The organism is Pseudomonas sp. NFX1 (assembly GCF_051123555.1).
GTDB classification, from domain to species: Bacteria; Pseudomonadota; Gammaproteobacteria; order Pseudomonadales; family Pseudomonadaceae; genus Aquipseudomonas; species Aquipseudomonas capeferrum.
On record NZ_CP169366.1, the window covers coordinates 4,447,057 to 4,471,682 of the forward strand.

The 24,626-nt window shown below is 63.4% G+C and carries 25 protein-coding genes and 1 tRNA gene; 7 read left to right on the top strand and 19 right to left on the bottom strand.

Annotated elements, in window-relative coordinates:
• Window position 1: 1 nt before the first annotated feature.
• The 8 genes from DJ563_RS20055 to DJ563_RS20090 all read right to left on the bottom strand — a co-directional run bounded on the left by DJ563_RS20055 (window position 2) and on the right by DJ563_RS20090 (window position 7,248).
• Entirely contained in the window at window positions 2-298 is a 297-nt protein-coding gene (locus tag DJ563_RS20055; RefSeq protein ID WP_434518233.1) for a DUF971 domain-containing protein, read from the bottom strand.
• Window positions 298-1,263: a HEAT repeat domain-containing protein gene (locus DJ563_RS20060; RefSeq protein WP_274097916.1), complete on the bottom strand. Its 966-nt coding sequence runs from the start codon at window positions 1,261-1,263 to the stop codon at window positions 298-300. Before DJ563_RS20060 ends, DJ563_RS20055 begins: the two co-directional genes overlap by 1 nt.
• A complete protein-coding gene (locus DJ563_RS20065) occupies window positions 1,260-2,117 on the bottom strand; it encodes an ABC transporter ATP-binding protein (protein ID WP_434518234.1) in 858 nt (285 codons plus the stop codon). Before DJ563_RS20065 ends, DJ563_RS20060 begins: the two co-directional genes overlap by 4 nt.
• A complete protein-coding gene (locus tag DJ563_RS20070) occupies window positions 2,117-2,899 on the bottom strand; it encodes an ABC transporter permease (protein ID WP_274097918.1) in 783 nt (260 codons plus the stop codon). Before DJ563_RS20070 ends, DJ563_RS20065 begins: the two co-directional genes overlap by 1 nt.
• 15 nt (window positions 2,900-2,914) lie before the next feature.
• Window positions 2,915-4,321: an ABC transporter substrate-binding protein gene (locus DJ563_RS20075; protein WP_434518235.1), complete on the bottom strand. Its 1,407-nt coding sequence runs from the start codon at window positions 4,319-4,321 to the stop codon at window positions 2,915-2,917.
• A 117-nt stretch (window positions 4,322-4,438) separates the two neighbouring features.
• Entirely contained in the window at window positions 4,439-4,684 is a 246-nt protein-coding gene (locus tag DJ563_RS20080) for a 4Fe-4S dicluster domain-containing protein (RefSeq protein ID WP_008096634.1), read from the bottom strand.
• 69 nt (window positions 4,685-4,753) lie between these two features.
• The gene (locus DJ563_RS20085) at window positions 4,754-6,502 is read right to left on the bottom strand and encodes a fumarate reductase/succinate dehydrogenase flavoprotein subunit (RefSeq protein WP_434518236.1); all 1,749 of its coding nucleotides are present in this window, start codon (window positions 6,500-6,502) and stop codon (window positions 4,754-4,756) included.
• On the bottom strand, window positions 6,499-7,248 hold the full coding sequence (locus tag DJ563_RS20090; protein ID WP_434518237.1) for a GntR family transcriptional regulator: 750 nt from the start codon (window positions 7,246-7,248) through the stop codon (window positions 6,499-6,501). Before DJ563_RS20090 ends, DJ563_RS20085 begins: the two co-directional genes overlap by 4 nt.
• 207 nt (window positions 7,249-7,455) lie before the next feature.
• Between DJ563_RS20090 and DJ563_RS20095 the strand changes: the two genes are divergently transcribed.
• Together DJ563_RS20095 and DJ563_RS20100 are read left to right on the top strand one after the other, a co-directional pair.
• Window positions 7,456-7,532, top strand: a tRNA-Arg gene (locus DJ563_RS20095).
• A 161-nt stretch (window positions 7,533-7,693) separates the two neighbouring features.
• Entirely contained in the window at window positions 7,694-9,424 is a 1,731-nt protein-coding gene (locus DJ563_RS20100; protein WP_274097922.1) for a dipeptidase, read from the top strand.
• 39 nt (window positions 9,425-9,463) lie between these two features.
• Here DJ563_RS20100 and DJ563_RS20105 read toward each other — a convergent pair whose 3' ends face one another.
• The 3 genes from DJ563_RS20105 to DJ563_RS20115 are packed head-to-tail and all read right to left on the bottom strand — an operon-like array spanning window position 9,464 to window position 13,474.
• Complete coding sequence (locus tag DJ563_RS20105) at window positions 9,464-10,297, bottom strand: hypothetical protein (RefSeq protein WP_033703282.1); 834 nt, start codon at window positions 10,295-10,297, stop codon at window positions 9,464-9,466.
• Entirely contained in the window at window positions 10,294-11,919 is a 1,626-nt protein-coding gene (locus tag DJ563_RS20110) for a hypothetical protein (protein WP_434518238.1), read from the bottom strand. Before DJ563_RS20110 ends, DJ563_RS20105 begins: the two co-directional genes overlap by 4 nt.
• Before the next feature lie 22 nt (window positions 11,920-11,941).
• The gene (locus DJ563_RS20115) at window positions 11,942-13,474 is read right to left on the bottom strand and encodes an OmpA family protein (RefSeq protein ID WP_274097924.1); all 1,533 of its coding nucleotides are present in this window, start codon (window positions 13,472-13,474) and stop codon (window positions 11,942-11,944) included.
• Window positions 13,475-13,728: 254 nt separating this feature from the next.
• Here DJ563_RS20115 and DJ563_RS20120 point away from each other — a divergent pair, with 254 nt between their 5' ends.
• Window positions 13,729-14,166: a CBS domain-containing protein gene (locus DJ563_RS20120; RefSeq protein WP_033703285.1), complete on the top strand. Its 438-nt coding sequence runs from the start codon at window positions 13,729-13,731 to the stop codon at window positions 14,164-14,166.
• 6 nt (window positions 14,167-14,172) lie between these two features.
• On the opposite strand, the gene DJ563_RS20125 is transcribed toward DJ563_RS20120, so the two are convergent.
• The 3 genes from DJ563_RS20125 to DJ563_RS20135 form a co-directional block, all read right to left on the bottom strand.
• Window positions 14,173-14,811, bottom strand: a complete 639-nt coding sequence (locus DJ563_RS20125) for a hypothetical protein (protein ID WP_033703287.1) — start codon at window positions 14,809-14,811, stop codon at window positions 14,173-14,175.
• 69 nt (window positions 14,812-14,880) lie between these two features.
• On the bottom strand, window positions 14,881-15,123 hold the full coding sequence (locus tag DJ563_RS20130; RefSeq protein WP_274097925.1) for a DUF2789 domain-containing protein: 243 nt from the start codon (window positions 15,121-15,123) through the stop codon (window positions 14,881-14,883).
• A gap of 61 nt (window positions 15,124-15,184) precedes the next feature.
• Window positions 15,185-15,643 carry an aminoacyl-tRNA deacylase gene (locus DJ563_RS20135; protein WP_033703289.1) on the bottom strand — a complete coding sequence of 153 codons (459 nt, stop codon included), beginning with the start codon at window positions 15,641-15,643 and terminating at the stop codon, window positions 15,185-15,187.
• A gap of 97 nt (window positions 15,644-15,740) precedes the next feature.
• Between DJ563_RS20135 and DJ563_RS20140 the strand changes: the two genes are divergently transcribed.
• Both DJ563_RS20140 and DJ563_RS20145 read left to right on the top strand, forming a co-directional pair.
• On the top strand, window positions 15,741-17,081 hold the full coding sequence (locus DJ563_RS20140; RefSeq protein WP_434518239.1) for an NfeD family protein: 1,341 nt from the start codon (window positions 15,741-15,743) through the stop codon (window positions 17,079-17,081).
• A 2-nt stretch (window positions 17,082-17,083) separates the two neighbouring features.
• Window positions 17,084-17,836, top strand: a complete 753-nt coding sequence (locus DJ563_RS20145; RefSeq protein WP_027595137.1) for a slipin family protein — start codon at window positions 17,084-17,086, stop codon at window positions 17,834-17,836.
• A 69-nt stretch (window positions 17,837-17,905) separates the two neighbouring features.
• On the opposite strand, the gene DJ563_RS20150 is transcribed toward DJ563_RS20145, so the two are convergent.
• The gene (locus DJ563_RS20150) at window positions 17,906-18,538 is read right to left on the bottom strand and encodes a LysE family transporter (RefSeq protein WP_033703291.1); all 633 of its coding nucleotides are present in this window, start codon (window positions 18,536-18,538) and stop codon (window positions 17,906-17,908) included.
• Window positions 18,539-18,949: 411 nt separating this feature from the next.
• Window positions 18,950-20,860 carry an ATP-binding cassette domain-containing protein gene (locus DJ563_RS20155; protein ID WP_434518240.1) on the bottom strand — a complete coding sequence of 637 codons (1,911 nt, stop codon included), beginning with the start codon at window positions 20,858-20,860 and terminating at the stop codon, window positions 18,950-18,952.
• Window positions 20,861-20,910: 50 nt separating this feature from the next.
• On the opposite strand from DJ563_RS20155, the gene DJ563_RS20160 reads away from it, so the two are divergent.
• On the top strand, window positions 20,911-21,393 hold the full coding sequence (locus DJ563_RS20160; protein ID WP_274097942.1) for a TIGR02444 family protein: 483 nt from the start codon (window positions 20,911-20,913) through the stop codon (window positions 21,391-21,393).
• Here DJ563_RS20160 and DJ563_RS20165 read toward each other — a convergent pair.
• Window positions 21,369-22,424: an AlgP family protein gene (locus tag DJ563_RS20165; protein WP_434518241.1), complete on the bottom strand. Its 1,056-nt coding sequence runs from the start codon at window positions 22,422-22,424 to the stop codon at window positions 21,369-21,371. The genes DJ563_RS20160 and DJ563_RS20165 overlap by 25 nt on opposite strands.
• Before the next feature lie 228 nt (window positions 22,425-22,652).
• On the opposite strand from DJ563_RS20165, the gene DJ563_RS20170 reads away from it, so the two are divergent.
• Window positions 22,653-23,303: an FKBP-type peptidyl-prolyl cis-trans isomerase gene (locus tag DJ563_RS20170; protein ID WP_434518242.1), complete on the top strand. Its 651-nt coding sequence runs from the start codon at window positions 22,653-22,655 to the stop codon at window positions 23,301-23,303.
• Between the two features lie 9 nt (window positions 23,304-23,312).
• Here the strand turns inward: DJ563_RS20170 and DJ563_RS20175 are convergent, their stop codons facing one another.
• Both DJ563_RS20175 and DJ563_RS20180 read right to left on the bottom strand, forming a co-directional pair.
• Window positions 23,313-23,783 (bottom strand): Rsd/AlgQ family anti-sigma factor, encoded by a 471-nt coding sequence (locus tag DJ563_RS20175; RefSeq protein WP_033703299.1) that lies wholly within the window; start codon window positions 23,781-23,783, stop codon window positions 23,313-23,315.
• Between the two features lie 231 nt (window positions 23,784-24,014).
• On the bottom strand, window positions 24,015-24,515 hold the full coding sequence (locus DJ563_RS20180) for a disulfide bond formation protein B (RefSeq protein WP_434518243.1): 501 nt from the start codon (window positions 24,513-24,515) through the stop codon (window positions 24,015-24,017).
• Window positions 24,516-24,626: the final 111 nt, after the last annotated feature.

Sequence of the window (24,626 nt, forward strand, 5' to 3'; positions counted from 1 at the left end):
GCTAGCGCGGTGTTTGTGGGCGCGTGCCGAGCTCGCGAAGATACGCCCACGGATAGATCCCCCGCTCATGCCCATCGCTGAAGACCAGTTGCACCCCATACCCTTGCGGCTCGACCCGCTCGATGCGGACATCGGCGGCAACCACGGCGATGCCCCCCAACAACCGCGCCGCACGGCATTGAGAGCACGGGCAGGCGCCGCGCAAGCGGGCATGGCTGATGCTGTGCTCGCCCTCCGCCCACTGCACCAGCAACTGCCCAGGCCCACGCAGGTTGCGGATCCCCCCTGGGGCGTTCATCAGGCTGCACCGCGCAATTGCGCCAGGGCAATGCGCACCGCCTTGCGCACTTCGGGGTCGCTGTCGGCCTCGGCAGCCTGCAACACCGGCAAGGCACGCGCCTGGCCCAACTCGCCCAGGGCCAGTGCCGCCTCCTTGCGCAGGTTGGCGATGCCATGGCCAAGCAGCTCACCCAGCGCGTCGAGCGCTGCGCCGTAACGCAGCCGCCCTAGTGAACGCGCCGCCCGCAAGCGCACCTGCCAGAAGCCATCGGCAAGCGCGCCCACCAGCGCCGGGCCAGCCTGGTCCTGGCCCACTTTGCCCAGGGTGGTCGCGGCTTCTTCGCGCACTTGCCAGGCCGCATCGCTCAACGCTGCCACCAACGCCGGCAGCACCCCGCTGTCGCGTGCCAGGCCGAGTGCGCCAATGGCGGCGCGGCGCACCTCTGTGTCTGGCTCGGCTGCGGCGAGCTTAGCCAGTGCCGGCAATGCCGGCTGGTGCTTGAGCCAGCCAAGAATGCCCACCGCCTCACGCCGCACGGCCGCGTCATCATCCGCCAGTGCCAGCAGTGCCGGGGCTGCTGCCTCTTCCAGGCGCAGCTCACGCAAGGCACGCAGGGCGCTGGCGCGCACGAAGGCCTCGGCGTGGTTGACCCACGGCAGAATCAGTTGCCCGGCCTCCAGGCTCTTGAGTTCGCTGAGGCTCTGCGCGGCCGCCAGGCGTACCGGCTCTGCCGCATCGGCCAGCGCGGCGCACAGTGCCTGCACCACCTCGGGTTCTTCCCAGGCTTCGAGCAGGCTCGCAGCCTCGCTGCGCACCTCGTCGGCGGCATCCACCAGCAGCGCGTCGGTGAGCCACGGCAAGCCATCAGGGTCTTCGAGGTCGGCCAGCTCGATCAGCGCGATGCGCCGCACGCCGGCGTCAGCAGCCTCAAGGCGAGGCAGCAAGGCAAGGATGTCGGGGTTATCAGTCGTTCGTTCAGTCATAGCGCGATCCGTAGCGGCGGGTGGTCGGTGTCTGGCAGGCCCAGCGGGGTCAGGCGCGGCAGTTCGCGGCCCTCCTCGTGGCGCAGCAAGGCCAGGCAGTGACGTTTGAGGTGAGTGAAGGCCGGGCTGGTCAGCAAGCTGGCCTGGCGAGGCCGCGGGAAGCCCAGGCGCAGGTCTTCGATAAAGCGCCCTGGGCGTGGGCTCATCACCAGGATGCGGTCGGCGAGAAACAGCGCTTCGTCGATGTCGTGGGTAACGAACACCACGGTCGTGCGGATGCGCGCCCAGATATCCAGCAGCAACTCCTGCATCCGTGAGCGTGTCTGCGCATCCAGCGCGCCGAACGGCTCGTCCATGAGCAGCAGGCGCGGGCGATTGATCAGCACCCGGGCGATTTCGGCACGCTGTTGCATGCCACCAGACAGCTGGCTCGGCCAACGCTCGGCAAAGTCTGCCAGGCCTACCAGTTGCAACAGCTCACGGGCCTGGCGTTGCCGTTCGGCCTTGCCCAGGCCTTGCATCTTCAGGCCGAAGGCGACGTTGTCGAGCACGCTGCGCCAGGGCAGCAGGGTATGGTGCTGAAACACCATGCCGCGTTGCGGCGACGGCCCGTCGACCGCCAGGCCATCGACCGTCAGTTGCCCGCTGCTGGGCACCAGGTGCCCGGCCAGTGCGCCCAACAGCGTCGACTTGCCGCAACCAGACGGGCCAAGAATGCACACGAACTCGCCGGGAGCGACGCTAAAGTCCAGGCGCTGTACGGCCTCGAAAGCCTGGCTGCCCTGGCCCAGGCGGATCGACACCCCCTGCCCCTCGATACGCCCAGGCTCTGGCACCTGTTGATAACTGCTCATCAAGCCGCCCTCCGCACGTGATACCAAGGGGTTGCCCAGCTGCCGAGGTACTTGACCAAGGCGCTGCTGCCCATGCCCAGCACGCCGATCAGCAGCATGCCGACGATGATGTCCGGGTAGTTCTGCAAGGTGTAGGACTCCCACGTGTAATAGCCGATGCCGAACTGCCCGGCGATCATCTCGGCGGTAACCAGGCAGAACCACGACGTGCCCATGCCGATGGCCAGGCCAGTGACGATGCCCGGCAGGGCACTGGGCAGCACCACTTCGGCGAGAATCGCCCAGCGCCCGGCGCCCAGGCTACGCGCCGACGCCACCAGGCGCGGGTCGACCGCCTCGGCACCGTGCACGGTGTTGAGCAGAATCGGGAACAGCGCCCCGGTGAACGTGATGAACACCATCGACAGCTCCGACGACGGGAACATCAGGATCGCCAACGGGATCCACGCCACCGCCGGGATCGGCCGCAGCACTTCGAGGGGCGGCAACAGGGTGTCTTCGGCCCACTTCGAGCGGCCGATCAACAGCCCCAGCGCCACGCCCAACACGGCCGCCACGCCATAGCCGGCAAATACCCGCGACAGGCTGCTGCAAAGGTGCGCCAGCAAGGCACTGGAGGTGAACAACTGCAAGGCTGCATCCAGCACCGCCCTGGGCGTGGGCACATAGGTAAAGGTGAACAGCCCAAGGTCGAGCTTGGCGCTGGCAGCCACCTGCCAGAACAACAGGCAGGCCAGCAATGAGGCCAGGCGCACGGGCCAGCGTTTGAGGTCGCGGGTCATGACGATGCCTCCGGGTCAGCGCTGGGCGACCAGCTTCTGGTTGGCGCTGACGAAGTCCAGCGCTTCACCGCCATGCGCCTTGGCGTACTGCTCGGCCTGGTCCTTGAGCAGGAAGGCGGCCAGCTCGCCGTTGGCGCTGCGCACGAACCAGGCCTGGTTGGCCAACAGCTTGATGCCACTGTCGGCGGCCTGGGCGTAGATGGCGCGGATGTCTTTGCCTTCCTGCTCCAGCTGGGCCAAGGCAGCGAGGGCAGCCTCGGGCGAGGCGTAGTGGCGTACCTTGCCTTCACCCCGTACCCAGATCTGCGCCAGACGGCTGAAGTCGGTGATCGGTTTGCCGCTCAGCGCATCCACCGCCTTGAGCGGCAGCGGCTCGTAATTGTTCAGCGCCTTGTCATAATCCACACCCGCCTGCTTGAAGGCGGCACGGATGTACTGGTCGTCGATGAACTGCTCGGTGTCCAGGCCGCGGTCGGTCTTTTTCAGCAGTTTGAGGGTCTCGATGGAGGTCGCCACCGCCTTGCGGTATTCCGGCTTCCAGGTCAGGTCGCGGGTCTGCAGGCCGAGCGGGCCGTGGAACAGGTAGTTGACCTCGGCTTCGATGCCGGTGACCTGCTCGATCAGCTCGCTGTACTTCTCGGGCTCGGCGGCGATCAGGCGGTCGGCTTCGAGGCTGGCACGCAGGTAAGCGGTGACCACTTCGGGGTATTTTTTCGCGTAGTCGGCATCCACCAGGGCACCGTGGAACGTGGGCGCGTTGGCCTGGGCACCATCGTAGATCTTGCGGGCGAAGCCTCGGTTGGGGAACAGTTCGGCAAACGGGACGAAATCGGCGTGTGCTTCGATGCGGTTGCTGCGCAAGGCAGAGCCTGCAATCTCGGGCGCCTGGGCAATGATGCGCACATCCTTCTGCGGGTCCCAGCCCTGGGCCGCGACAGCGCGCAACAGCATGCCGTGGGCGGTGGAGGCGAACGGCACGGAAATGGTCTTGCCCTTGAGCTCGCTCAGCGACTGCACGGCGGACGCCGCCGGCACGACGATGCCGTTGCCGCTGCCGTGCACACTGCCCGACAGCACGCTGATGAACAGGCTGCGCTTGCCGGCGTCCAGGTGCGCGACGCCGTTGAACGAGCCCGGGAAGTCGGCCATGGCGCCGAAGTCCAGCTTGCCGGCAACCATCTCGTTGGTCAGCGGTGCGCCGCTGGTGAAGTTTTTCCACTCGACCTGGTAATGGGCATCCTTGTACTTGCCGTCATGCGGCAGGTATTTGTCCAGCAGGCCCAGCTCACGGATCAACAGCCCGCCGGTGGCGCAGTTGATGGTGGTGTCCTGGGTGCCGATGGCGATACGTATGGTTTGAGCACTGGCATTGAGGCCAGCAAGCGCCAGCGCGAGGCCGGCCACGGTTGCTACAAGGCGCATGGGTGTTTCCCCTCGAATCGTTATAGGTTTTGCAATCGTCTCCGCCACCAGGCTTGGTGGTGGGAAACGAGGGGCATTGCAGAGGGGCGTCCGGTGGTTCGCCGGATGGCCTGTGGGTCAGCGCAGCAGGTAAGGGATGTCGACCTTCACGGCGCCGGTGGGGCAGTCCTTTTCGCAGGGCATGCAATACCAGCACTCGTCGAAGGCCATGTAGGCCTTTTGCGTGGCCGGGTTGATCGCCAGCAAGTCCATGGGGCAGACCTCGACGCATACGGTGCAGCCCTTTTCGGCGATGCATTTGTCTTCGTCGATGGTTACCGGGGCGCTGCTGCGGAAGAAGATCTCTTGCGGCTGGTAGGCCATGTCACGGTTTCCTCGGGGCCTGCTTGGGCACCCTTCTCTTGTGGTTTCTACAGCCCTGTGGGCGCGGGATCACGCGCGAACCAGGGCGACCTCTTCGCGGGTACCGGCCTTGACCCGCAGGCGGTCGTAGGCAGTCTGCTCATCGGCATCCAGGGCAATCAGGTAAGGTTCGACGGCTTTCTTGAAGCTGGTCATTTCGCCGTCCTCGCCTTTTTTGAGGTGGCAATGGCAGAACCAGTCGCCATCATTGCGCTCGGGGAAGTCGACCCGGTGGTGGTACAGCCCCCAACGGCTTTCTTCACGGAACAGCGACGCGCGGGCGGCCATTTCGGCGCAGTCGCGGATCACCGTGACTTCCATCGCGCGCATCAGCTCGTGGGGGTTGCTGGCCTTCATCTGTTGCAGGTCGCGCTCGATCTCGGCAAACCGCGTCAGGCCGATCTCCATCTTCTTGGTCACCTTCGGCGGCTGCAGGTAATCGTTGACCATGCGCCGCAGCTTGTACTCGACCTGCGCCGGCGGCAGGCCGTGCTCGCGCTGCAACGGCGCGAACACCCGCGCACGCTCACGCTCGACCTGGGCGCTGTCGACCTCGGCCAGCTCGCGCTCGGCCACGTAATGCGCGGCGTTGACGCCGGCGAACCAGCCATAGGTAAATGCACCGAGCATGTAGTTGTGCGGCACTGCAGCCATGTCACCGGCGGCATACAGGCCTTTGACGCTGGTTTCGGCCTTCTCGTTGACCCACACCCCCGAGGCCGAATGCCCCGAGCAGAAACCGATCTCGGAGATGTGCATCTCGACCATGTGCTGGCGGTAGTCGGTGCCACGCCCGGCATGGAACTGGCCGCGGCTGGGGCGTTCGTTGCTGTGCAGGATCTCCTCGATGTTCTGGATGGTTTCTTCGGCCAGGTGGTCGAGCTTGAGGAACACCGGGCCATTGCCGCCTTCCAGCTCCTGATGAAACTCCCACATCATCTGGCCGCTCCAGTAGTCGCACTCGATGAAGCGCTCGCCCTTGCTGTTGGCGGTATAGCCGCCCAACGGGCCAGTGACGTAGGCGCAGGCCGGGCCGTTGTAGTCCTTGATCAGCGGGTTGATCTGGAAGCACTCAAGGTTCGCCAGCTCCGCACCGGCGTGGTAGGCCATGGCATAACCGTCGCCGGCATTGGTCGGGTTCTCGTAGGTGCCCATCAGGTAGCCAGAAGAAGGCAGGCCCAGGCGGCCGGCCGCACCGCAGGCGAGGATGACCGCTTTGGCGCGGACCACGCGGAACTCACCCGTGCGGCAATCGAAGCCGAGCACCCCGGCCGCAGCGCCCTCGTCGTCGAGCAGCACGCGGGTGCAGACCATGCGGTTGCTGATTTCAACCCGAGCGCGCTTGAGCTGGCGGTACAAGACCTTCTTGATGTCGTGGCCTTCGGGCATGGGCAGCACGTAGGCGCCCATGTGGTGGACCTTCTTCACCGCGTAGTCACCGGTCTCGTCCTTCTCGAACTTGACGCCCCAGCGGTCCAGTTGTTCGAGGGTCTCGAAACTGTGAGTGGCGTAGGCATGCACGGCGGCCTGGTTGACGATACCGTCGTTGGCTACAGTGATTTCCTTGGTGTACTGCTCAGGCGTGGCATGGCCAGGAATGATCGCGTTGTTCAGGCCATCCATGCCCATGCTGATGGCGCCACTGCGCTTGACGTTGGCTTTGTCCAGCAACAGCACACGCAGGCTTTTGTCCTGTTCCTTGGCCTTGATCGCGGCCATCGGGCCGGCGGTGCCGCCGCCGATGACGATGATGTCGTAGTCCTGGGTCTGGATGCTCATGCCTTGCCCCCTTTCTGGCGGTCGATGCGCAGGCGGTACTGGAAGGCATCGCCGCGGTAATAGAGGTGTTCGAAGTCCAGCGGGGCGCCGTCGGCGGTGTGGGTCAGGCGCTCGATGCGCATGATTGGCGAACCCTCTTCCACCTCCAGCGCCTGGGTCAGGTCGCTGTCGGCCAACACCGCATCGATGGCCAGGTCGGCGTGGCCGAGCGCGATGCCGCAGTCGTTCTCCAGCAGCAGGAAGATGTCGCGGGTGACCAGGTCGGCTTTTTCAAGCTTCTCGCCGACGGCCTTGGGCAGCCAGGTCAGCTCCAGCGAGACCGGCTCGCGGTTGATCAGGCGCACGCGGCGGATCTCGGTAACCAGGCTGCCCTCCTCGACCTGCAGCCGCGCGGCCACCAGCGCACTGGCGGGCACATGACGAAAGCTGCGCAGTCGGTTGAGCACTTCGTAGCCCATCTGCGTCATGGACTCGGCCAGGCCTTGCAGGGTGCTGACGTTCTGGAAGGCCTTGGGTTTGGCGACGAACGTGCCCTTGCCGTGGATCTTGAAGATCAGCCCCTCTTTCTGCAGGTCGCCCAACGCCTGGCGCACGGTGATACGGCTGACATCAAACGCCTTGCCCAGCTCGCTCTCCGAGGGCATGCGGCTGTGCGGCGGGTAGGTGCCGTCAAGAATGCGCTCGCGCAGCAGCTCCTTGAGCTGGGTGTAGAGCGGAACAGGGGAAAGGGGGAGCAGTTCGGCCATGGGTCTCTTCGCTGTCAGTTACTTGTTATAACAAGTTGTGACCAGATAGTAGCCAGCATAAGAATCCGCTTGGAAATACTGTTATTGCATATGGATAGAGGTTTTTGCGGCTGGGCGGTGCCTGGGGCAGGATCACCCCGGGGAAAAACAGCCACAGATCAAGGCGATGGACGCAACCGAATCAGATGGGTATCATGCGTGCGCGTTGCACTCGTAGCTCAGCTGGATAGAGTACTGCCCTCCGAAGGCAGGGGTCGTGGGTTCGAATCCCGCCGAGTGCGCCATCTTCGAAAGCCCTGGGATTATTCCCGGGGCTTTTTCGTTTGTGCGACATGTCGCGTTTCTGGTACTCCCGTACCGCAGAGCATTGGTGTTAGCGTGGGCACCTTCCCGTTTTTCGAACGGGTACCTCCCTACAACGATTCGCGAAGGAATGCGCGCACCCATGCACCTGAAAAAACTCACCGCAACCTCACTGCTGCTGGCCAGTATCGGCCTGTTCAGCGTGCCGGCCCAGGCCAACCTCTCCCAGCAACAATCTGCGGCCATCATCAAGGCCTACGACGGCACCGACCCTGCCGACTTCAAGCAGTTCATCGGCAAGCTCAACGGCAGCGACCTGGCCAAGGCCGACAACCTCGGCGAAACGCTGAGCGCCTACCTGGCCAACAAACCCCTGGCCGTCGAACAGCAAAACGAGATCAACCGCCTGCTGGGCCTGTATACCCGCATCAAGTACGGCAAGGCCGCCACCGAAACCCTGCGTGAACTGGTGGCCATCCCCACCTTCAGCGTCGACGGTGTGCCGCAGCACGAGAACCCGCAATTCCTGAAGATCGCCGACAAGATCAAAGCCCTGGCCGAAGGCTTTGGCCTGACGTTCCGCAATGTCGACAACCGGGTCTACGAGATCACCCTCGGCGAAGGCAAGGAAGTGGTCGGCATTCATGCCCACGCCGATGTGGTGCCGGTCAACCCGGACAACTGGAAGCTGGACGATGGCACCCGCCTCGACCCGTTCAAGGTGACCCTGGTAGGTGACCGCATGTACGGCCGTGGCACCGAAGACGACAAGAACGGCATCGTCGTGGCGCTGTATGCACTGAAGGTGGCCAAGGACGAGAAGCTGCCCCTGGCCCGGCAGCTGAAACTGCTGGTGGACACCACCGAAGAGACCAGCGGGGACGCCATCCCCTACTACTTCGAGCGCAACCCGACGCCCGACTACAACCTGGCGCTCGATGGCGGCTACCCGGTGGTAATTGCCGAGAAGGGCTACGGCACGGTGATGGCCAGCTTCGACAAACGCGCCGCCAGCGGCCAGGGCGCTGAAATCACCCACCTCACCGGCGGCCTGGCCACCAACCAGATCCCCACCACCTCGGTAGCCACCCTGGCCAGCGACAAGCCGGCTGAACTGGCCGCAAGCCTGAACAAGGCCGGTGCCGAGTACGTGAAGGGCAATGGCGGTGACTTCAAGATCGACGCCAAGGTGGCCGGCAAGGACGTGCTGCTGACCGTCACCGGCGTCTCGGCCCACTCTTCGGAGCCCGAATCGGGGGTCAACCCAGTGGCGCGCATGCTGGTGTTCATCGATGGCCTGGGCCAACAGGTGCCGCTCAAGCACAACCAGTTCACCGACGCCGCTCGCTATGCCAACGACAACTGGGGCCTGGACTACCTGGGCAAGAAGCTGGGCGTAGGCTTCGAAGATGCGTTCATGGGCCCGCTGACCGCCTCGCTGACCTTCGTCGGCGTGGATGACAAGGGGCTGAAACTGGCGGTGAACCTGCGCATCCCGAAAGGCAAGCCGGTCGCCACGATCAAGCAGGAACTGGTAGCCAGACTGGGCAAATGGACCAGCACCAGCCATGTCCCGGTCGCGTTCGACTACAGCCTCGACGAGCCGATGTTCCGCAACCCGGAAGGCGAATGGGTCAAGGCCCTGCTGGCCGTGGCCAGCGAAAACCTGGGCATGAAACATGAGTTCGGCACCTCGGCGGGTGCCACCTCGGTGCATGACCTGCCCAACGGCGTGCAATTCGGCCTGGCCATGCCTGATGTGAAGTACACCGGGCATAACGACAACGAGTTCAAGACCGTGGAGCAGTTCATGCTGGATCTGCAGGTAGTGAGCGAGATGGTCGCGCGCATCGGGCAGATGCCGAAGCTGTAAGCAAGCGCACTGGGGCCGCAGCGCGGCCCCGGTGTCTGATTATCGAAGGTCGGTGCTCAGGCTCGGTGTACCAAAGCCTTCCAGCGTCGCGTTGGACGCATTCAGGTACTGCGCCCAGAAGTTGTTCAGCGCATCCATGGTCTTGCCGGAACGGTAGGCATGCTTCACCGCGTCGGTGACCAGGCCTGCGCCAGACACATACACCCGTGCACCCTGCAGGTCCGCATACAGCCCCTTGCTTTGCGCAAGCTTGAGCTCGCTGGCGACATCCAGCTGCTTGATCTGATTGGCGGCGTAGAAGCTGGTGTAGTCGGAATGCTCAAGCATGTCCGAAATCAGGTACACCACCCGCTCCTGAACACCCTGCTCCTTGCCCATGTCTTCACCCACGCGGCGCAGCGTGTTCATGATCTCGCTCTTGGGGATGTCCTGGCGGGCTTCACGCAGGCCTTTCACGAACAAGCCGCCAAAGCCTGCCTGAAAGGCTTTTTTCTGGGTCGCCAGGCACTGGTCCAGGCCACGCAGTTTGCGCATGTTCACATCGTCACGCACCTCGCCCTGCAACGGCATGTCCAGCTCGCCGGCATACACCAGGCGCTGATACTCACCCGGCAGGAACGCCGAGAAGGTATACAGCCTGACGCGATCGCCCGGCTGCACGAACCGGTCGATCTGGCCCCAGCTGCTGCGCTGCAGGTCTTCAGGCATCGGGATGGTCTGATCGATGATCACCACCAGCTCGCGGCCGGTCCCTGCTGGCTTGATATCGGCCAGGCCGTTGCGCGTGTAGCAGCTCTGCAGGTCGTTGCGTTCGGCGGCCAGCGCTGCACACGGCAGCGCCAGCGCAAGGATCAGGGCCTTGGCAAGCCTCATGACAGCATGCCCTCCTTGTTCGCCGGGAACAGGCCAAGCGCCTTCAGCGCCTGCTGTTGCTCGCGGATATCGCGCAGTTGCGCCTCGCTGACATTCAGCGCACGGCTGGCGGCGGCCAGGCTTTCTTCCGGCAGGCCGGTGACATCGTGGAAGTCAGACGCCTTGATAGCGGCCGGCTCGACCACTGCCGCAGCAGGGGCGGCTGGGGCAACTGGGGCAACTGGGGCAACGGCAGGCTGGGGCTCGACCGGCGCTGCGGCGACGGCTACGGCGACCGCAGCTGGCGCTGGCGCAACGGCTTCAACGGGCCGAACTGGCTTTTCCGGCTTCTCCGAGATTTTGTCTGCCTTGTGCTCGACGAAACTCAGGAAGTTGCGGCGGGCGGTATTTTCCCCGTCCAGTGCAGTCAGCACGTTGGCATCGGTGTGATCGCGGCTGGACAACAAGGTCTGCAGGCGACGCAGCTTGTCATCGGCATGGCTGGCGATGGCCGAACGCTGCTGATCCATTGCATCGAGCATCTCTTCGGAGGTGGCGTACTTGTGGGTACGCTGCCAGGCGGTATGCGAGTGCGTACCAGCGAAGAAGTAGCGGCTCGCCAACCACAGGCTGATGCCTTGAATCGCCACGTAGATCAGCGACAGCATCACATAGGTGGTCAGGCTGGCCTTGCGGATCGCCTGCATCTTGTCGTCGATGGTGGCGTTATCGGCTTCATCGTTGATGGCCTGGGACTCTGCCGGCAGGTCGAATGGCGACCCTGCAGTGCTGCTTTGCGAGGACGCTTCGGCACGCATGCCGTTGACCATTTCGGTCTCGATGCTGTCCAGGGTGGCCGAACGGATGACGAAGGCGCCGATGGCCATGGCGACCACAAACACACCACAAGTGATCAACCAGAAGAACTTGCGCGTGACGTTGGCGTTTACATCCTTTACGCGGGCCAGCAGCTGCTCGTAGTCAGGCTTGTCCGAGTCGTCGAACGAGTCTTCCAGGTTGATCGCTTTGTTGGATTTCAGGGAGCGGGAGCGCTTGGAGGGCTCTTCACCTTGCCACCAGTGGCGGGCGCGAGCGACCAGGCTGTTGTGGTGCAACGCGTGCCCGGCGGCTTCGGCAAGAAACGCCGAGGCGACAGCCAGCAGGATCGCCACAAAAGCGGTCAGCCAATGACGGTCGTTGGTGGAGGCATCCATGTTCACCCAGCCGGCGACCACATAAGCGAAGCCCATGGCCTCGACCACCACCAACATCAGTACTACCGCCAATACCCACCACGGGCGCGCAGAACGCCCGGCCTCACCCGCTTTGGACAGGTAATCGAGGTAGGCGCTGTAGGCGTTCGCGTCCTTGGCGTACAACTTGAATTTTTTGTTGTACACGTTCGCCAGGTTGACTTCGTGGTTGATCCAGCCGTCACCGTCGACCGAAGCTGGCTTGCGCGACAAGCGCGCCACCGTGCCGATCAAGGGGAAGCTGTGCCAGACACGGATCAGAAAGTAGGACACCTCTTCCCAGTAGTTACGCACGATCACCGCCGTGATCAGCAGCGAAAGCAGGCCAGCGGAAAGCAACTGATTGGCGAGAATCAGCGATTTGAGTGCAGCAAGCGAAAAGTCTTCCATTCAGGACGTCCTTGACGGGGATTTATTTTTTGGCCGGGATCGGCTTGTAGGAAGCGACATACGCGTCACTGCCGGCGGCATAGAACAAGGCACCTTCGTTGACTTCGGCGTTGCCTTTGCTGAACACGATATCCATGCAGGAAATCGAGGCCTTGGCATCACTGGCGAAGACCCGGTACAGCACTTCGCTTTCGCCTTCATAGGTGTTGGCCACGGCGTTCATTGTCCGCGTCTTGTGCTGGGTGGGCAGCTTGTAGTCTTCGACCAGCTGAAGGATCGGCTGGCGATCGACACGGGCGTTCTCGCGCAAGATCGAGACCGGCGACACAGTCACCAGGTGGCCGTTGACCAAGTTGGCCCAGACACGGTTGTTGTAGCCCGGCAGATAGTCCTTGGTGGCGCGCCGCTGCAAAGGCTGGTCATTGGCCATGCTCAGCACTTCACCGGCATTGCGTGGCCGGTCGGCTTCGCAGCTGGACATCGGCATCTGCGCCGCGTAGGCGCTGCTGATCAGCGTGAAACCGCTCTGTTTCGGCTTGATGTTCTGGGCCATGGTCCAGTTGTAGCTGGCAACCGGCGTACCCGCGAAATCGACTTGCGGTCGTGCGCCAGCAACGGCCTTGGCAGTGCTGGTGCTGGTGCTGGTCGCGACAGGCGTACGCTGCGCCGTGGTGGCTTTGGTGGGCGCAGGCTTGCTGCTCGCTTGCGCCGTGGTGGCCGCCTGACGGGGCTTGGCGGCGGTCGAGGTGCCGTAGTGCAGGTAGCGGGTGTTGCTTGCTTCGGCCTGGGCACGCATTACCAGGGCCTGTTCGTTGGCCAGCTCGACGATTTCCACGCGGCGATTCTTGCCACGCAGCAGCGGGTCGCTGTTGTCGGCGATCGGGCGCGATGCCCCGGCTCCTTGGTAGTAGATCGCGCCGGCCGGGATGCCGGCCTGCAGCATGACCTTGCCGACCGTCTTGGCGCGGCGCTCGGACAGCTTCTGGTTGAACTCGGCATTACCCACCGCATCGCTGTGGCCAACGATCAGCAGGCGACGTGCTTGCGCCTCCTTGGCGGCAGCCTGCTTGTCGCTGGCCGCAGGCTTGGCATACATCTGCGCCAGCTTGGCCACGGCCCGCTGGCCGCTGGTAGTCAGTTTGTCGGAACCGGTGGCGAACATGCCGGTGTCCTCGATCTGAGTCACCAGGCCTGCCTGTTCAGGCACCGCCGTTACCACGGCGGCCGAGGCGACTGTCAACTGCTCGGTGGTGATCTTCAGGTTTTCTTCCTTGGCGATGCGGTCAAGCTCCTGCAGGCGGGACTGCCACACATAACCGACGACGCAACCCAGGGCGCCGCCAGCTGCGGCGCCCGGCAAGATGCCGTCCTTGCCTTTGAGGGCATAACCGGCAGCCCCCCCGGCCACGGCCCCGACACCACAGAGCACTGGCAGGCCGTAGTCCTTGCCAATGTCTTTCACAGTCTTGGAAATACTCTCCCTCTGTTGGCTGCTGCAACCGGCAGCGATCATGAAGGCGCAGCTTAGCGCTGTAAGGCGAAACATACTTTGCATTGCGGCTCCTTGCCGAACGAGGTCTAGATGATGGCAACTTGACATTCATTGTCACAGATTATTGGGAACTTTGCCGCCCCCAGGAAGGTTCCCAGCACACTAAATCTGGCCTGGCTCCTGCGCGAAGTACGCAATCAGCTCAACCATGACGTTTTTCAATCGCCTCCATGCCGTTTCCTGCATTGCCGTGCAGAGCGCCGTGCCGGATGCTTTATTTACTTGGAGACATCGCTTTTTCCACCGCAGAGGCCCGTATGAAAAACGTCGAACAAATTCTCAAAACCAAGTCGAAACACCAGACCGTTTACACCATCGGCCCTGACGACTCGGTGCTGGAGGCCCTCAAGCTGCTCGCGGAGAAGAATATCGGCGCACTGCCGGTGGTGGAGAACAACCAGGTGGTGGGCATCGTCAGCGAACGCGATTACGCCCGCAAGCTGGTGCTCAAGGGCCGTTCGTCAGCGGCAACACCGGTGCGCGAGATCATGAGCGCCCCGGTGATCACGGTCGAACCCAAGCACAACCTGGAATACTGCATGAACCAGATGACCAACCTGCATTTGCGCCACCTGCCGGTGGTCAGCAACGGCGAGCTGCTCGGCCTGTTGTCGATCGGCGACCTGGTAAAGGAAACCATTGCCGAGCAGGCCAACCTGATCCTGCAGCTGGAGCAGTACATCCGCGGCGAATGAACTGCGTCAATGGTAGGCGCGCTCCAGTTCGTCCAGTTGATGGTCGAAGCTGCGCAGGCGCGCCGACCAGGTGTACACCAACACTTCAAGGTCGCGATTGAGTACTGCGGTGGTACCGTTGCCGGTACAGGTGGGCTCGCCCAGGTCGAGCTGGTAGCGCTCACGGGCCATGGCCGCCGCCACACTGGATAAGTCCCGCGCGTTGGCCAGCCAATGGTGTTGGTGATCGTGGATTTCGCGGTCGAGCGCCCGGCACTGGCGCTTGAGGGCATCCAGGCTCTGCTCAAGCGGTGTGCCCTTGAGCTCGCCCATGACCTCTTCGAAGGTACGCCCGGAATGCCAGTAGCTACCCCAGAAATAGCGGTCGAACACCGTTTCGACCCGGCGTAGGGCCACCTTGGTGTTCCAGATGGTCAGCAACGTTCGCCCCTGAATCACTTCGCGCTTGTTCAGGTGCAAGTGCTGCCAGGCGATCCAGGTCAGCGCCACCAGCGCAACCGCCACGGTGACCGCGGCGGCGGCGTAGAGAAACTGCACCGCCTGGTTCATCTGTTGCGTCTGCCTGATGCCATAGAAGTAACTGGCCGTCAGCGTGCCCAGGATCGTCACGGAGCACCAGAAGCCTGGTGCGTAGGGATCTTTCATCGCGCTATCCCCTTATTGTTTTCCTGAGCATAGCAACGGCCAATCACTCGTCAGGTGCCGCTCGGCGCTTTATTTTCGGGGGCGACGCAACGCTTCGTTGAGTTGGTCGAAGGGCACCGCCCAATCGGCATCTTCATTGATGCTTTCCTTCAGGAAATTGCGCTGGGCGTCGGTCCAGAACGGGGCATCCACCAGCTTGATCTCGTTTTGCAGCGGTGAATGGCTGGTGATGAATTGATCGATACTCAAGGCATCGTCAGGCAAGCCCAGCTGTTTGAAAAGGTCTGCAAATGGGTGGGTAGGTGCTTCCATGGTTCCTCCTGAAAGCCGGCCAGGCCGTCCACGACGCCCGCCCGGCATTGGTTTGAGAACATCAGCACAGCTCACGCACTTCGGCGTGCGGTACCAGCTTCATGAACTGCTCCATGCTCATGTGGATCAGGTGATCGTGGTCACCTGCCTCCAGGTAGACATCACCTTGGCGGGTAAGGGTCGGGTCGAGCATCATTTTTATCGCGTAGGCATCGCCAAGCGCCGGTACCGCGCCCCGTTCGCAATCACCGAACAGGCTCGGCAAGCCGCTTTCGCGGGTCAGTTGCCAGGCGCCGGACATGCGTACCTTGCTCATGTCCAGATGCCGGTTGGCCGGTAGCACGGCCATGATGTAGTTGCCATGCCGGTCATCGAGCATCACCGACTTGGCGACCCGCTCGGCGGGTACGCCGGCCGTGCGGGCCGATTCCAGGCTGGTGGCCGAATGTGGATGGGGAATGATGTCGTAGTCGCAGTTGGCCTTGTCCAGGCGAGCCTGCAGCGTCTTTGCCATGCGCATGATGCACCTCCGCAGTTACCCCCAATCTTCAATTTTAGGCCTTGGGCCGCCAGCCATGACTAAACTTGTGAAATAGAGGCGAACGAGGTGACGACAGGTGGCCGCTCGCTGGTGGCGCTGGCTGTTGCTGTTGATGCTGCTCGGGTTGACGCCGAGCGGCCAGGCCGCGCCCGGTGCGGTCTGGGTGTTGAGCATCGACGATGCCATCGGCCCGGCCAGTGCCGACTACCTGGTGCGCAGCCTGGACCAGGCCCAGGCGCAGGGCGCGCAACTGGTGGTCATCCGCATGGATACGCCCGGCGGCCTGGACAGCGCCATGCGCCAGATGATCAAGGCAATACTCGCCCGCCCCGTGCCGGTTGCAAGCTTCGTCGCCCCCAGCGGGGCACGCGCTGCCAGCGCCGGCACCTACATCCTCTATGCCAGCCATGTCGCAGCCATGGCCCCGGGGACCAACCTGGGGGCTGCCACACCGGTGCAGATCGGCGGCGCCCCCAAAGACGACAAGGCCAGGCCCGGTGAAGATGAGCAAACCCTCGCCCGCAAACAGGTCAATGACGCCGCCGCCTACATACGGGGCCTGGCGCAGCTGCGCGGGCGCAATGCCGATTGGGCGGAGAAGGCGGTGCGTGAAGCGGTCAGCCTGTCAGCCAGCGAGGCCATGCAGCTGAAGGTAATCGACTTGGTGGCGAACGACCTGCCCGACCTGCTGCGCCAGCTCGATGGCAAGACGCTGGAGGTTGCCGGCCAACCACGGCAACTGCACACCCGCGATGCCAGCCTGGTCGAGCACCTGCCGGACTGGCGCACGCGCTTACTGGCGGTGATCACCAACCCCAGCGTGGCGCTGATGCTGATCATGGTCGGCGTGTACGGCCTGCTGTTCGAGTTCATGAGCCCTGGCTCCGCCGTTGGCGGGGTGATCGGCGGCATCTGCCTGCTGTTGGCGCTGTATGCCCTGCAGTTGCTGCCGGTGAGCTACGCCGGGGTCGCGCTGATTCTGCTTGGGCTGGCCTTCATGATCGCCGAAGCGTTCTTGCCCAGCTTTGGCGTGGTCGGCTTTGGCGGCATCGTTGCGTTCGTGGTCGGTGCGGTGATCTTGATGGATACCGATGCCCCCGGCTTTGGCATTCCTTTGGCGTTGATTGCCAGCCTGGCGCTGCTTTCGGCGCTGTTCATCGGTGGCGTGCTGGGCATGGCGCTGAAAACGCGCAAGCGCGCCTTGGTCAGCGGTGATGCCGGCCTGGTCGGCAGCCTGGTCACTGTCACCCAGGTGCTGGCAGACAACCCGTACTGCGGCTCGGTACAGGCGCAGGGCGAACAGTGGCAGGTACAGTGCGCGACGCCACTGCAACCTGGCCAACACGTGCGCGTCATGGCGCGTCGCGGCGTGATGCTGGAGGTAAGCGCCGCTGCACCTTCGGCGCAAGGAGAATGACGATGTTCATGCAATTGGGTTTCGGCGCCCTGCTGATGCTGCTGGGCGTGCTGTTGCTATCGGCGTTCCGTATCTTGCGAGAGTACGAGCGCGGCGTGGTGTTCCAGCTGGGGCGCTTCTGGCAGGTCAAAGGGCCGGGGCTGATCTTGCTGATCCCGGTCATCCAGCAGATGGTCCGGGTAGACCTGCGCACGGTCGTGCTGGATGTGCCGCCACAGGATGTGATCACCCGCGACAACGTCTCGGTAAAGGTCAATGCGGTGCTGTACTTCCGCGTGCTCGACCCGCAAAAAGCCATCATTCAGGTCGAGGACTTTCTCGTCGCCACCAGCCAGCTGGCCCAGACCACCTTGCGCGCAGTGCTCGGCAAGCACGAACTGGACGAGCTACTGGCCGAACGCGAGCAGCTCAACGCCGACATACGCCAGGTGCTGGATGCGCAAACCGATGCCTGGGGCATCAAAGTGGCCAATGTCGAGATCAAGCACGTCGACCTCAATGAATCGATGGTGCGTGCCATCGCGCGCCAGGCCGAGGCCGAACGTGAACGGCGGGCCAAGGTGATCCATGCCGAAGGGGAATTGCAGGCGTCCGAGAAACTGATGCAGGCGGCGCAGATGCTTAGCAAGGAGCCGGGGGCCATGCAGTTGCGCTATATGCAGACGCTGGGGGCGATAGCCGGGGACAAGAGCTCGACCATCGTGTTTCCGCTGCCGTTGGATTTGCTCAAGGGGTTTGTGGAAAAACCGAAATAGCGGCGGTGCGGCGATCCGACTTGCCCCGCGAACACCGGCGAAGCCGGTGCCATCACTCGCGGGCTTTTTTCAGATAGGCGCGCGGCGCAGGGTCGCCAGGAAGGTCGCCGCGCCGAGGAACAACCCGGCAAAGGTACGGTTCAGCCGCTTCTGCTGCTTGGGCGTACGCAGCAGGCGCAGCACGCGCGAAGCCAGGCCGGTGTAACCCGCCATCACCAGCATGTCGACGGTGATCATGGTCACGGTGATTGCCACGTACTGCGGCAACAGCGCTTCATGGGGGTTGATGAACTGCGGCAGCACCGCCAGCATGAACACCAAGGCCTTGGGGTTGCTGACGTTGACCAGAAAACCACGGAACACCAGGCTCAGCGGTTTGCCGATGGGGCGTACGGCAGGCTCGTCGCTCATGTCCATCGGCAACGCACGCCATTGCTTGTAGGCGAGGTACACCAGGTAGGCGACGCCAAACCACTTGATGATCGTGAAGGCAGTGGCGGACGCAGCAAGGATGGCGCCGACGCCGGCGGCAATGATGGCGATCTGCACGATCAGGCCAATCTGCAGGCCCAGGGCGTTCCAGTAACCGCGCCAGAAACCGTACTGCAGGCCGCTGGACATCGAGGCAATCGCCCCAGCCCCCGGTGAAAGGCTGATCACCCAACACGCGGCAAAGAAGCCCAACCACACTTCCATCGACATCACACACCTCGCTCGAACATATGTTGCAAAACGTTAAGCTAAGGTGTTGGTGAAAAAATAACCAGTGATTTTGCAGATATGTTTAAGGCTTGAGTTGTAGGGTGCTGTTGAGATCGAGCGCCGCCCGCGCGGCGCATCGCGAGCAAGCTCGCTCCTACATTTGTTTCGGGCCAGTTATCCCTGAAGCATTGGCGCGCGCCCCCTTGGTGCCCGCATAGATATCGTGTCGTACAAACAAAGGGTCGCGCGCCTCTATCACAGGCGATATTGGCCCGAAGCAAATGTAGGAGCGAGCTTGCTCGCGATGCGCCGCGCGGGCGGCGCCCGATATCACAGGTGCTGGAAGGCTCTCACCCTGCACACAAACGCCCTGATCCTACCTAAAGACCTGCGCCCCAAACACCTCAGCCATCAGGACAGCGCCTCGAGCTCGGCCTGCATGCTTTCGAGGGTTTCCAGGGCTTCCATCCAGCCCTCTTCCAGCTCGCCTTCACGCTGCTTGAGCTTGCTCTGGCGGGCCAGCAGGTCACGCAGTTCATCCTTGCGCGCCGCCTCGTAGACGCCACTGTCGCCCAGCGCGGTCTCGATCTCGGCCAACTGGCCGTGCACCTGGTTGAGCTCGGCCTCCAGCTTGTCGGCCGCTTTCTTGTGCGGTGCCAACTGCTGCCGCAAGGCCGCTGCCGCCTGGCGCTGGGCCTTCTTGTCAGTCTTGTCCGGGTTGGCTGGGGCGTTGCTGGCCGGCGCACTGCGCTGACGGTAGTCGAGCAGCCAGCGGCTGTAGTCTTCCAGGTCGCCATCGAAGGTACCGACCTTGCCGTCGGCCACCAGCAGGAAGTCGTCGGTGGTGCTCTTGAGCAGGTGACGGTCGTGGGAAACCACCACCACGGCACCGGCGAACTCCTGCAGGGCCATGGTCAGGGCAAGGCGCATTTCCAGGTCGAGGTGGTTGGTCGGTTCGTCCAGCAGCAACAGGTTCGGCCGCTCCCAGGCGATCAGCGCCAGGGCCAGCCGGGCCTTCTCGCCGCCGGAGAAATTCACCACCGGTTCGTCGACACGGTTGCCATGAAAATCGAAGCCGCCGAGGAAGTCGCGCAACGTCTGCTCGCGCTCTGTGGGGGCAATGCGCTGCAGGTGAAGCAGCGGGCTGGCCTTGTCGTCCAGGGAGTCGAGCTGGTGCTGGGCGAAATAACCCACCGCCAGGTTCTCGCCACGGACCAGGCGCCCCGACAGCGGTGCCAGCTCGCCGGCGAGGTTCTTGATCAGGGTCGACTTGCCCGCGCCATTGGGGCCGAGCAAACCGATACGCGCACCCGGCACCAGCTGCAGCTTGACCTTCTCCAGGATGGCCTTGTCGCCATAACCCAGGCAGCCCTCGGACATGTCCAGCAGCGGGCTGGAAATTTTCTGCGATTCGCGGAAGACGAAATCGAACGGCGAATCCACATGCGCCGCCGACAATTCTTCCATGCGTTCCAGGGCCTTGATTCGGCTCTGTGCCTGGCGGGCCTTGGTGGCTTGCGCCTTGAAGCGGGCGATGTACTTTTCCATGTGCGCGCGCTGGGCCTGCTGCTTCTCGTAGGCTTGCTGCTGTTGCGCCAGGCGCTCGGCACAGGTGCGCTCGAACGCGCTGTAGCCGCCCTTGTACAGGTTGAGCTTGCGCTGCTCGACGTGCAGCACGTGGTCGACCACGGCATCGAGGAAATCACGGTCGTGGGAAATCAGCAGCAAGGTGCCGGGGTAACCCTTGAGCCAGTCTTCCAGCCAGAGGATCGCATCCAGGTCCAGGTGGTTGGTGGGCTCATCGAGCAGCAGCAGGTCGGACGGGCACATCAGCGCCTGCGCCAGGCTCAGACGCATCCGCCAGCCACCGGAGAAGTCACCGACACGGCGGCCCATCTGCTCGTTGGTGAAACCCAGGCCTGCCAGCAGCTTGCGCGCGCGGGCATCGGCGGTATAGCCGTCGGCACTTTCCAGCTCACTGTGCAGGCGGGCCAGGGCGGTGCCGTCATGCGCCGTTTCGGCTACGGCAAGCTCGGCCTGCACCTTGCGCAGGCGCACGTCGCCATCGAGCACATAGTCCACGGCCAAGCGGTCGAGGGTGTCGACCTCCTGCCGCATGTGGGCTATGCGCCAGTCGCCGGGCAGCTGGCAGTCGCCGGAATCGGGCGAAAGCTCACCGCGCAGCAAGGCGAACAGGCTGGATTTTCCGGCGCCGTTGGCGCCGATCAAACCGGCCTTGTGGCCGGCGTGCAAGGTCATCTCGGCGCCTTCTAGCAAGCGCTGCGGACCACGCTGTAAAGTGAGGTTGGATAGTCTGATCATGATGGTCGCGGAGTCTACCAGCTTCCTCGACCCGTAGCGTGAGTGGAATCATGTGCACCGACCTGTGGAATCACGCCCTGGCCTTGTATGCCAGGCCCGGCGTGGAAGAGGCCTGCCTTGGCGTGCAAGCGCTGGGCGGTGACGTTTGCCTGTTGCTCTGTGCGACCTGGCTGCAAGCACGCGGCGTGGCCGTGAGTGAGGAGCGCGCGCAAGCCCTGCGTGACATCGCCGAACCTTGGCAGCGTGAAGTGGTGGCCCCGTTACGTGGCCTGCGCCAACAATGGCGCACGGCAGCGCGCAACGATGCGCTGTTGGCGGCATTGCGTGAGCAGGTAAAGGGGCTGGAATTGCAGGCCGAGAAGACCTTGTTGGAACGCTTGCAGGCGCTTTCGCAACAGTGGCCCGCAGACTCTCAGGAGCCCACGGACGACTGGCTGGCCCGGCTAGCGCCGGACCAGGCCCGAGAACACCGCGCGCTGCATCAATTGCGCGTCGCGGCGGCAGCGCTTCAGGAGGCCGAAGACGGCGCCTGAGCCGGGGTGCTGGCGGGTGCCGAAGCGGCTGGGGCTGGCGCGGCCGAGTTGGTCGCGGCCGCAGGCGTGCTGGTGGCAGCTGTGGCCGGCTTGGTTTCGGCTGGCTTGGCGGCCGCTGGCTTGGCTGCAGCTGGCTTGGCGGCCGCTTTCACCGCCGGTTTTGCAGCGGGCTTAGCAGCTGGTTTGGCGGCGGCACGCGCGGGTGCCTTGGCGGCAACGGCCGGTTTCGCTGCAGGCTTGGCCGCTGCTGTTTTAGCCGGGGCTTTGGCAGCGGCTGGTTTGGCTGCAGGCTTGGCGGGTGCCTTGGCAGCAGCTGGCTTAGCTGCGGGTTTGGCAGCAGCAGCCTTGGCCGGGGCTTTGGCAGCAGCTGGCTTGGCTGCGGGTTTGGCAGCAGCAGCCTTGGCCGGAGCTTTGGCAGCGGCTGGTTTGGCGGCTGGCTTGGCCGCAGGTTTGGCGGCGGCGGTTTTGGCTGGCGCCTTGGCGGCAGCGGGTTTAGCGGCAGCTTTGACTGGCGCCTTGGCAGCGGCGGCTTTGGCGGCTGGCTTGGCGGCGGTGCGAGCGGCTGGCTTGGTAGCGGCGGCTTTCGCCGGGGCTTTGGCAGCGGTCGGTTTTGCAGCCTTGGCGGCTACGGCGCGCTGGTCCAGTGCTTTGCTTGCGGCTTCACGCACCTTGCCCACACCCTGGGCCAGCTTCAGGCTGTCCTGGGCATCACGCTTGAGTTGCTGGATATAGGTGCGGGTCTGGGTCTGGCGGTCTTTGAGCGAGTCGAGCAACCCTTCAAGTTCACCAATGGCTTTCTGGGCCTTGGACTGCGCCTTGGCTTTACCTGCCTTGGCCGCGTCCTGCATTTTCAGGCGACCATTGTGCAGTTTCTCTTGTGCCTTGCCCCGTTGCTTTTCCAACTTGGCCAGCAGTTTTTCCGCATCAGCCAGCGCTTGCGAGCAGGCATCTTCCAAATGTTCGAGCAGGCTGCCCGAAAGTTGCTGGAGCAGGTGCAACGGCGTACTTACTGGCTTCTTTTTGGCCGACATGGTTTACCTCCTGGCTGACGAGATTGCGGCTCATACTATGCTTCTGCTGCTACCGCCGCTAGGGCATGTTGACAGTAATATTTACGCCGCGTTGCATGCCTGGGCAAAGTTGTTATCTTGCAGCTCCGTGAAAGTGTAGTTGCTGAATTAAGCGTTGCTCATATTTGGCAGATACTGGCCCACCCCGATGTTGGCTGTAACGGCCCGCTCATTGCGCAGGAACTGCCCATGCCTCGTTTTCTTGTTTTAGGTTTGTGCCTGGTGGCGCCCTTCGCCCTGGCCAATGCGGACGACCACGACCTGGCCTACAGCCTGGGCGCCAGCCTGGGCGAGCGCTTGCGCACCGAGATGCCTGGCTTGCAACTGGACGCCCTGGTCGAAGGCCTGCGCCAGTCCTATCAAGGGCAGCCGCTGAAGCTCGACAAGGCACGCATGCAGGCCGTGCTGCAGCAGCATGAGGCGCAGGCAGACAGCACGGCCGAGCAGGCCGAGGCAGACAAGCTCAAGGCGGTGGAAACACGCTTCATGGCCAACGAGCGGGCACGGGCCGGTGTGCATGAGCTACCCGAAGGCGTGCTCTACAGCGAACTGCAAAGCGGCACCGGGGCACAGCCCAAAGCGGGGGGCAAGGTACAGGTTCGCTACGTGGGCAGGTTGCCGGACGGCTCGGTGTTCGATCAGAACCAACAGCCGCAGTGGTTCAGCCTGGGCTCGGTGATCGAGGGGTGGCAGGTGGCCTTGCCTCGGATGCATGCAGGCGCCAAATGGCGCCTGGTGATTCCGTCGGCACAAGCCTATGGGGCAGAGGGCGCGGGTGACCTGATCGCACCCTATACGCCTTTGGTATTCGAGATCGAACTGCTGGCGGTTGGCGACTGACGCCAAGCCTCAGGCTTCGACTGCGCCCTCTTCCTTGTGCGCGTTGTGCAGCACTTCGATCAGGCAATCTTCCAGCTCGAAGCGCTCGTGCAGCAGGCCGCCCAGCTTGGCCAGTTTTTCGGCGAAGCGCTCCGGGTCCTTGCACTCGCCCTTCTCGCAATGGTCATTGAATGCCAGGGCGATCTGGGTGCTGTCATCGATACGTGGGTTGATCTGTGTGGCCAGTTCAAGGCCGCGCGTATCACCGAAGGCCTTGGCTTCGCTGACCAACTGTTCGCTGACCTCGAAGTGCCAGGCCGACACGTAGTCGACCAGAACCGCACAGAAATCGCGGTTCTTGTCCTTGTCGGCGAAGGCCGGCTTGGCGTCGCGCAACGCGCGAAAAGCCTGCACCAGCTCCTGGCGCTCCAGAAGCCAACGGTCGATCAGCTTATGAACCCCGCCCCAGCGTTCCTGGGCGTTCTGACAACTATCGAGCATGGCGATCTCTTCCCTTCTGGGTAGATGCCGCTGCACCTCGCACCACGACCGCGCAGCACAAAGGTGACATCAGCAGGACGGCATCGAGCAGTTGTATTTTCGGTATGCGTGCTGGGAGATTATTCCCGCGCGTGCTGACCATCAAGGTACTCAGCAGACAAAGTTCATACAAGTGTTTAATACCCCCATACAACGCCATTGGTCGCGATGGCGCCCCAGGTGTGCGCCAGGTCAAGTACCGGCCAGGGTGCGGAAACGATACGCCAGCAGGTGGCTCAAGGGCAGCGCAGCCAGCAACAGGAAGGCCAACAGGCTCCATTCAGGTAGCGTCAGGTCTAGAAAACTCCAGGTCAGCGAGTCACAATCCGGCCCACCCAGCAGCAATTGCCGGGCGGCCTCGCGCCAGGATTGCTCGAACACCCGCCAGATCGGTGCCGGGCATACATGGACCGCCCCACTCGCCCCTTGCAGCCAGACATGCCGGGCGGCCAGCAGCGCCCCCGTCAGCGAGCAGGCCAGCAGCGCCCGCGTGTAACCGCGGCTGGCCGAAGGCGCCTGTACCACTGCGCCCAGGCAAAGCACCGCGTACAGGCCCAACAGCAGGCGCTGGGTGAAGCACAACGGGCACGGTATCAACCCCAGCGTATATTCCAGGTAATAGGACCCGACCAGCACCGCCAACGAGGCCAGGCAGGCAGGGACAAAGAAAGTGCGTAAACGGGCCGGCAGCATGGGCAATGGTGGTCCCGGGGAATGAAGTGGCTTGAAACGGTAGAGGAAACAACCGCTTTGTTTCAAGGCACTACAGGGACGACAAGTCGCTGAATAGCAAAGGAAGTTTCC

Coding starts and splice junctions, on each gene's coding strand:
- DJ563_RS20145 (WP_027595137.1), top strand. CDS start 17,084: ATGTTCATGCAATTGGGTTTCGGCGCCCTGCTGATGCTGCTGGGCGTG.
- DJ563_RS20060 (WP_274097916.1), bottom strand. CDS start 1,263: ATGACTGAACGAACGACTGATAACCCCGACATCCTTGCCTTGCTGCCT.
- DJ563_RS20085 (WP_434518236.1), bottom strand. CDS start 6,502: ATGAGCATCCAGACCCAGGACTACGACATCATCGTCATCGGCGGCGGC.
- DJ563_RS20150 (WP_033703291.1), bottom strand. CDS start 18,538: ATGTCGATGGAAGTGTGGTTGGGCTTCTTTGCCGCGTGTTGGGTGATC.
- DJ563_RS20175 (WP_033703299.1), bottom strand. CDS start 23,783: ATGCTCGATAGTTGTCAGAACGCCCAGGAACGCTGGGGCGGGGTTCAT.
- DJ563_RS20155 (WP_434518240.1), bottom strand. CDS start 20,860: ATGATCAGACTATCCAACCTCACTTTACAGCGTGGTCCGCAGCGCTTG.
- DJ563_RS20135 (WP_033703289.1), bottom strand. CDS start 15,643: ATGCGCATGGCAAAGACGCTGCAGGCTCGCCTGGACAAGGCCAACTGC.
- DJ563_RS20070 (WP_274097918.1), bottom strand. CDS start 2,899: ATGACCCGCGACCTCAAACGCTGGCCCGTGCGCCTGGCCTCATTGCTG.
- DJ563_RS20105 (WP_033703282.1), bottom strand. CDS start 10,297: ATGAGGCTTGCCAAGGCCCTGATCCTTGCGCTGGCGCTGCCGTGTGCA.
- DJ563_RS20065 (WP_434518234.1), bottom strand. CDS start 2,117: ATGAGCAGTTATCAACAGGTGCCAGAGCCTGGGCGTATCGAGGGGCAG.
- DJ563_RS20075 (WP_434518235.1), bottom strand. CDS start 4,321: ATGCGCCTTGTAGCAACCGTGGCCGGCCTCGCGCTGGCGCTTGCTGGC.
- DJ563_RS20130 (WP_274097925.1), bottom strand. CDS start 15,123: ATGGAAGCACCTACCCACCCATTTGCAGACCTTTTCAAACAGCTGGGC.
- DJ563_RS20160 (WP_274097942.1), top strand. CDS start 20,911: ATGTGCACCGACCTGTGGAATCACGCCCTGGCCTTGTATGCCAGGCCC.
- DJ563_RS20170 (WP_434518242.1), top strand. CDS start 22,653: ATGCCTCGTTTTCTTGTTTTAGGTTTGTGCCTGGTGGCGCCCTTCGCC.
- DJ563_RS20055 (WP_434518233.1), bottom strand. CDS start 298: ATGAACGCCCCAGGGGGGATCCGCAACCTGCGTGGGCCTGGGCAGTTG.
- DJ563_RS20165 (WP_434518241.1), bottom strand. CDS start 22,424: ATGTCGGCCAAAAAGAAGCCAGTAAGTACGCCGTTGCACCTGCTCCAG.
- DJ563_RS20125 (WP_033703287.1), bottom strand. CDS start 14,811: ATGAAAGATCCCTACGCACCAGGCTTCTGGTGCTCCGTGACGATCCTG.
- DJ563_RS20090 (WP_434518237.1), bottom strand. CDS start 7,248: ATGGCCGAACTGCTCCCCCTTTCCCCTGTTCCGCTCTACACCCAGCTC.
- DJ563_RS20110 (WP_434518238.1), bottom strand. CDS start 11,919: ATGGAAGACTTTTCGCTTGCTGCACTCAAATCGCTGATTCTCGCCAAT.
- DJ563_RS20080 (WP_008096634.1), bottom strand. CDS start 4,684: ATGGCCTACCAGCCGCAAGAGATCTTCTTCCGCAGCAGCGCCCCGGTA.
- DJ563_RS20100 (WP_274097922.1), top strand. CDS start 7,694: ATGCACCTGAAAAAACTCACCGCAACCTCACTGCTGCTGGCCAGTATC.
- DJ563_RS20180 (WP_434518243.1), bottom strand. CDS start 24,515: ATGCTGCCGGCCCGTTTACGCACTTTCTTTGTCCCTGCCTGCCTGGCC.
- DJ563_RS20115 (WP_274097924.1), bottom strand. CDS start 13,474: ATGCAAAGTATGTTTCGCCTTACAGCGCTAAGCTGCGCCTTCATGATC.
- DJ563_RS20120 (WP_033703285.1), top strand. CDS start 13,729: ATGAAAAACGTCGAACAAATTCTCAAAACCAAGTCGAAACACCAGACC.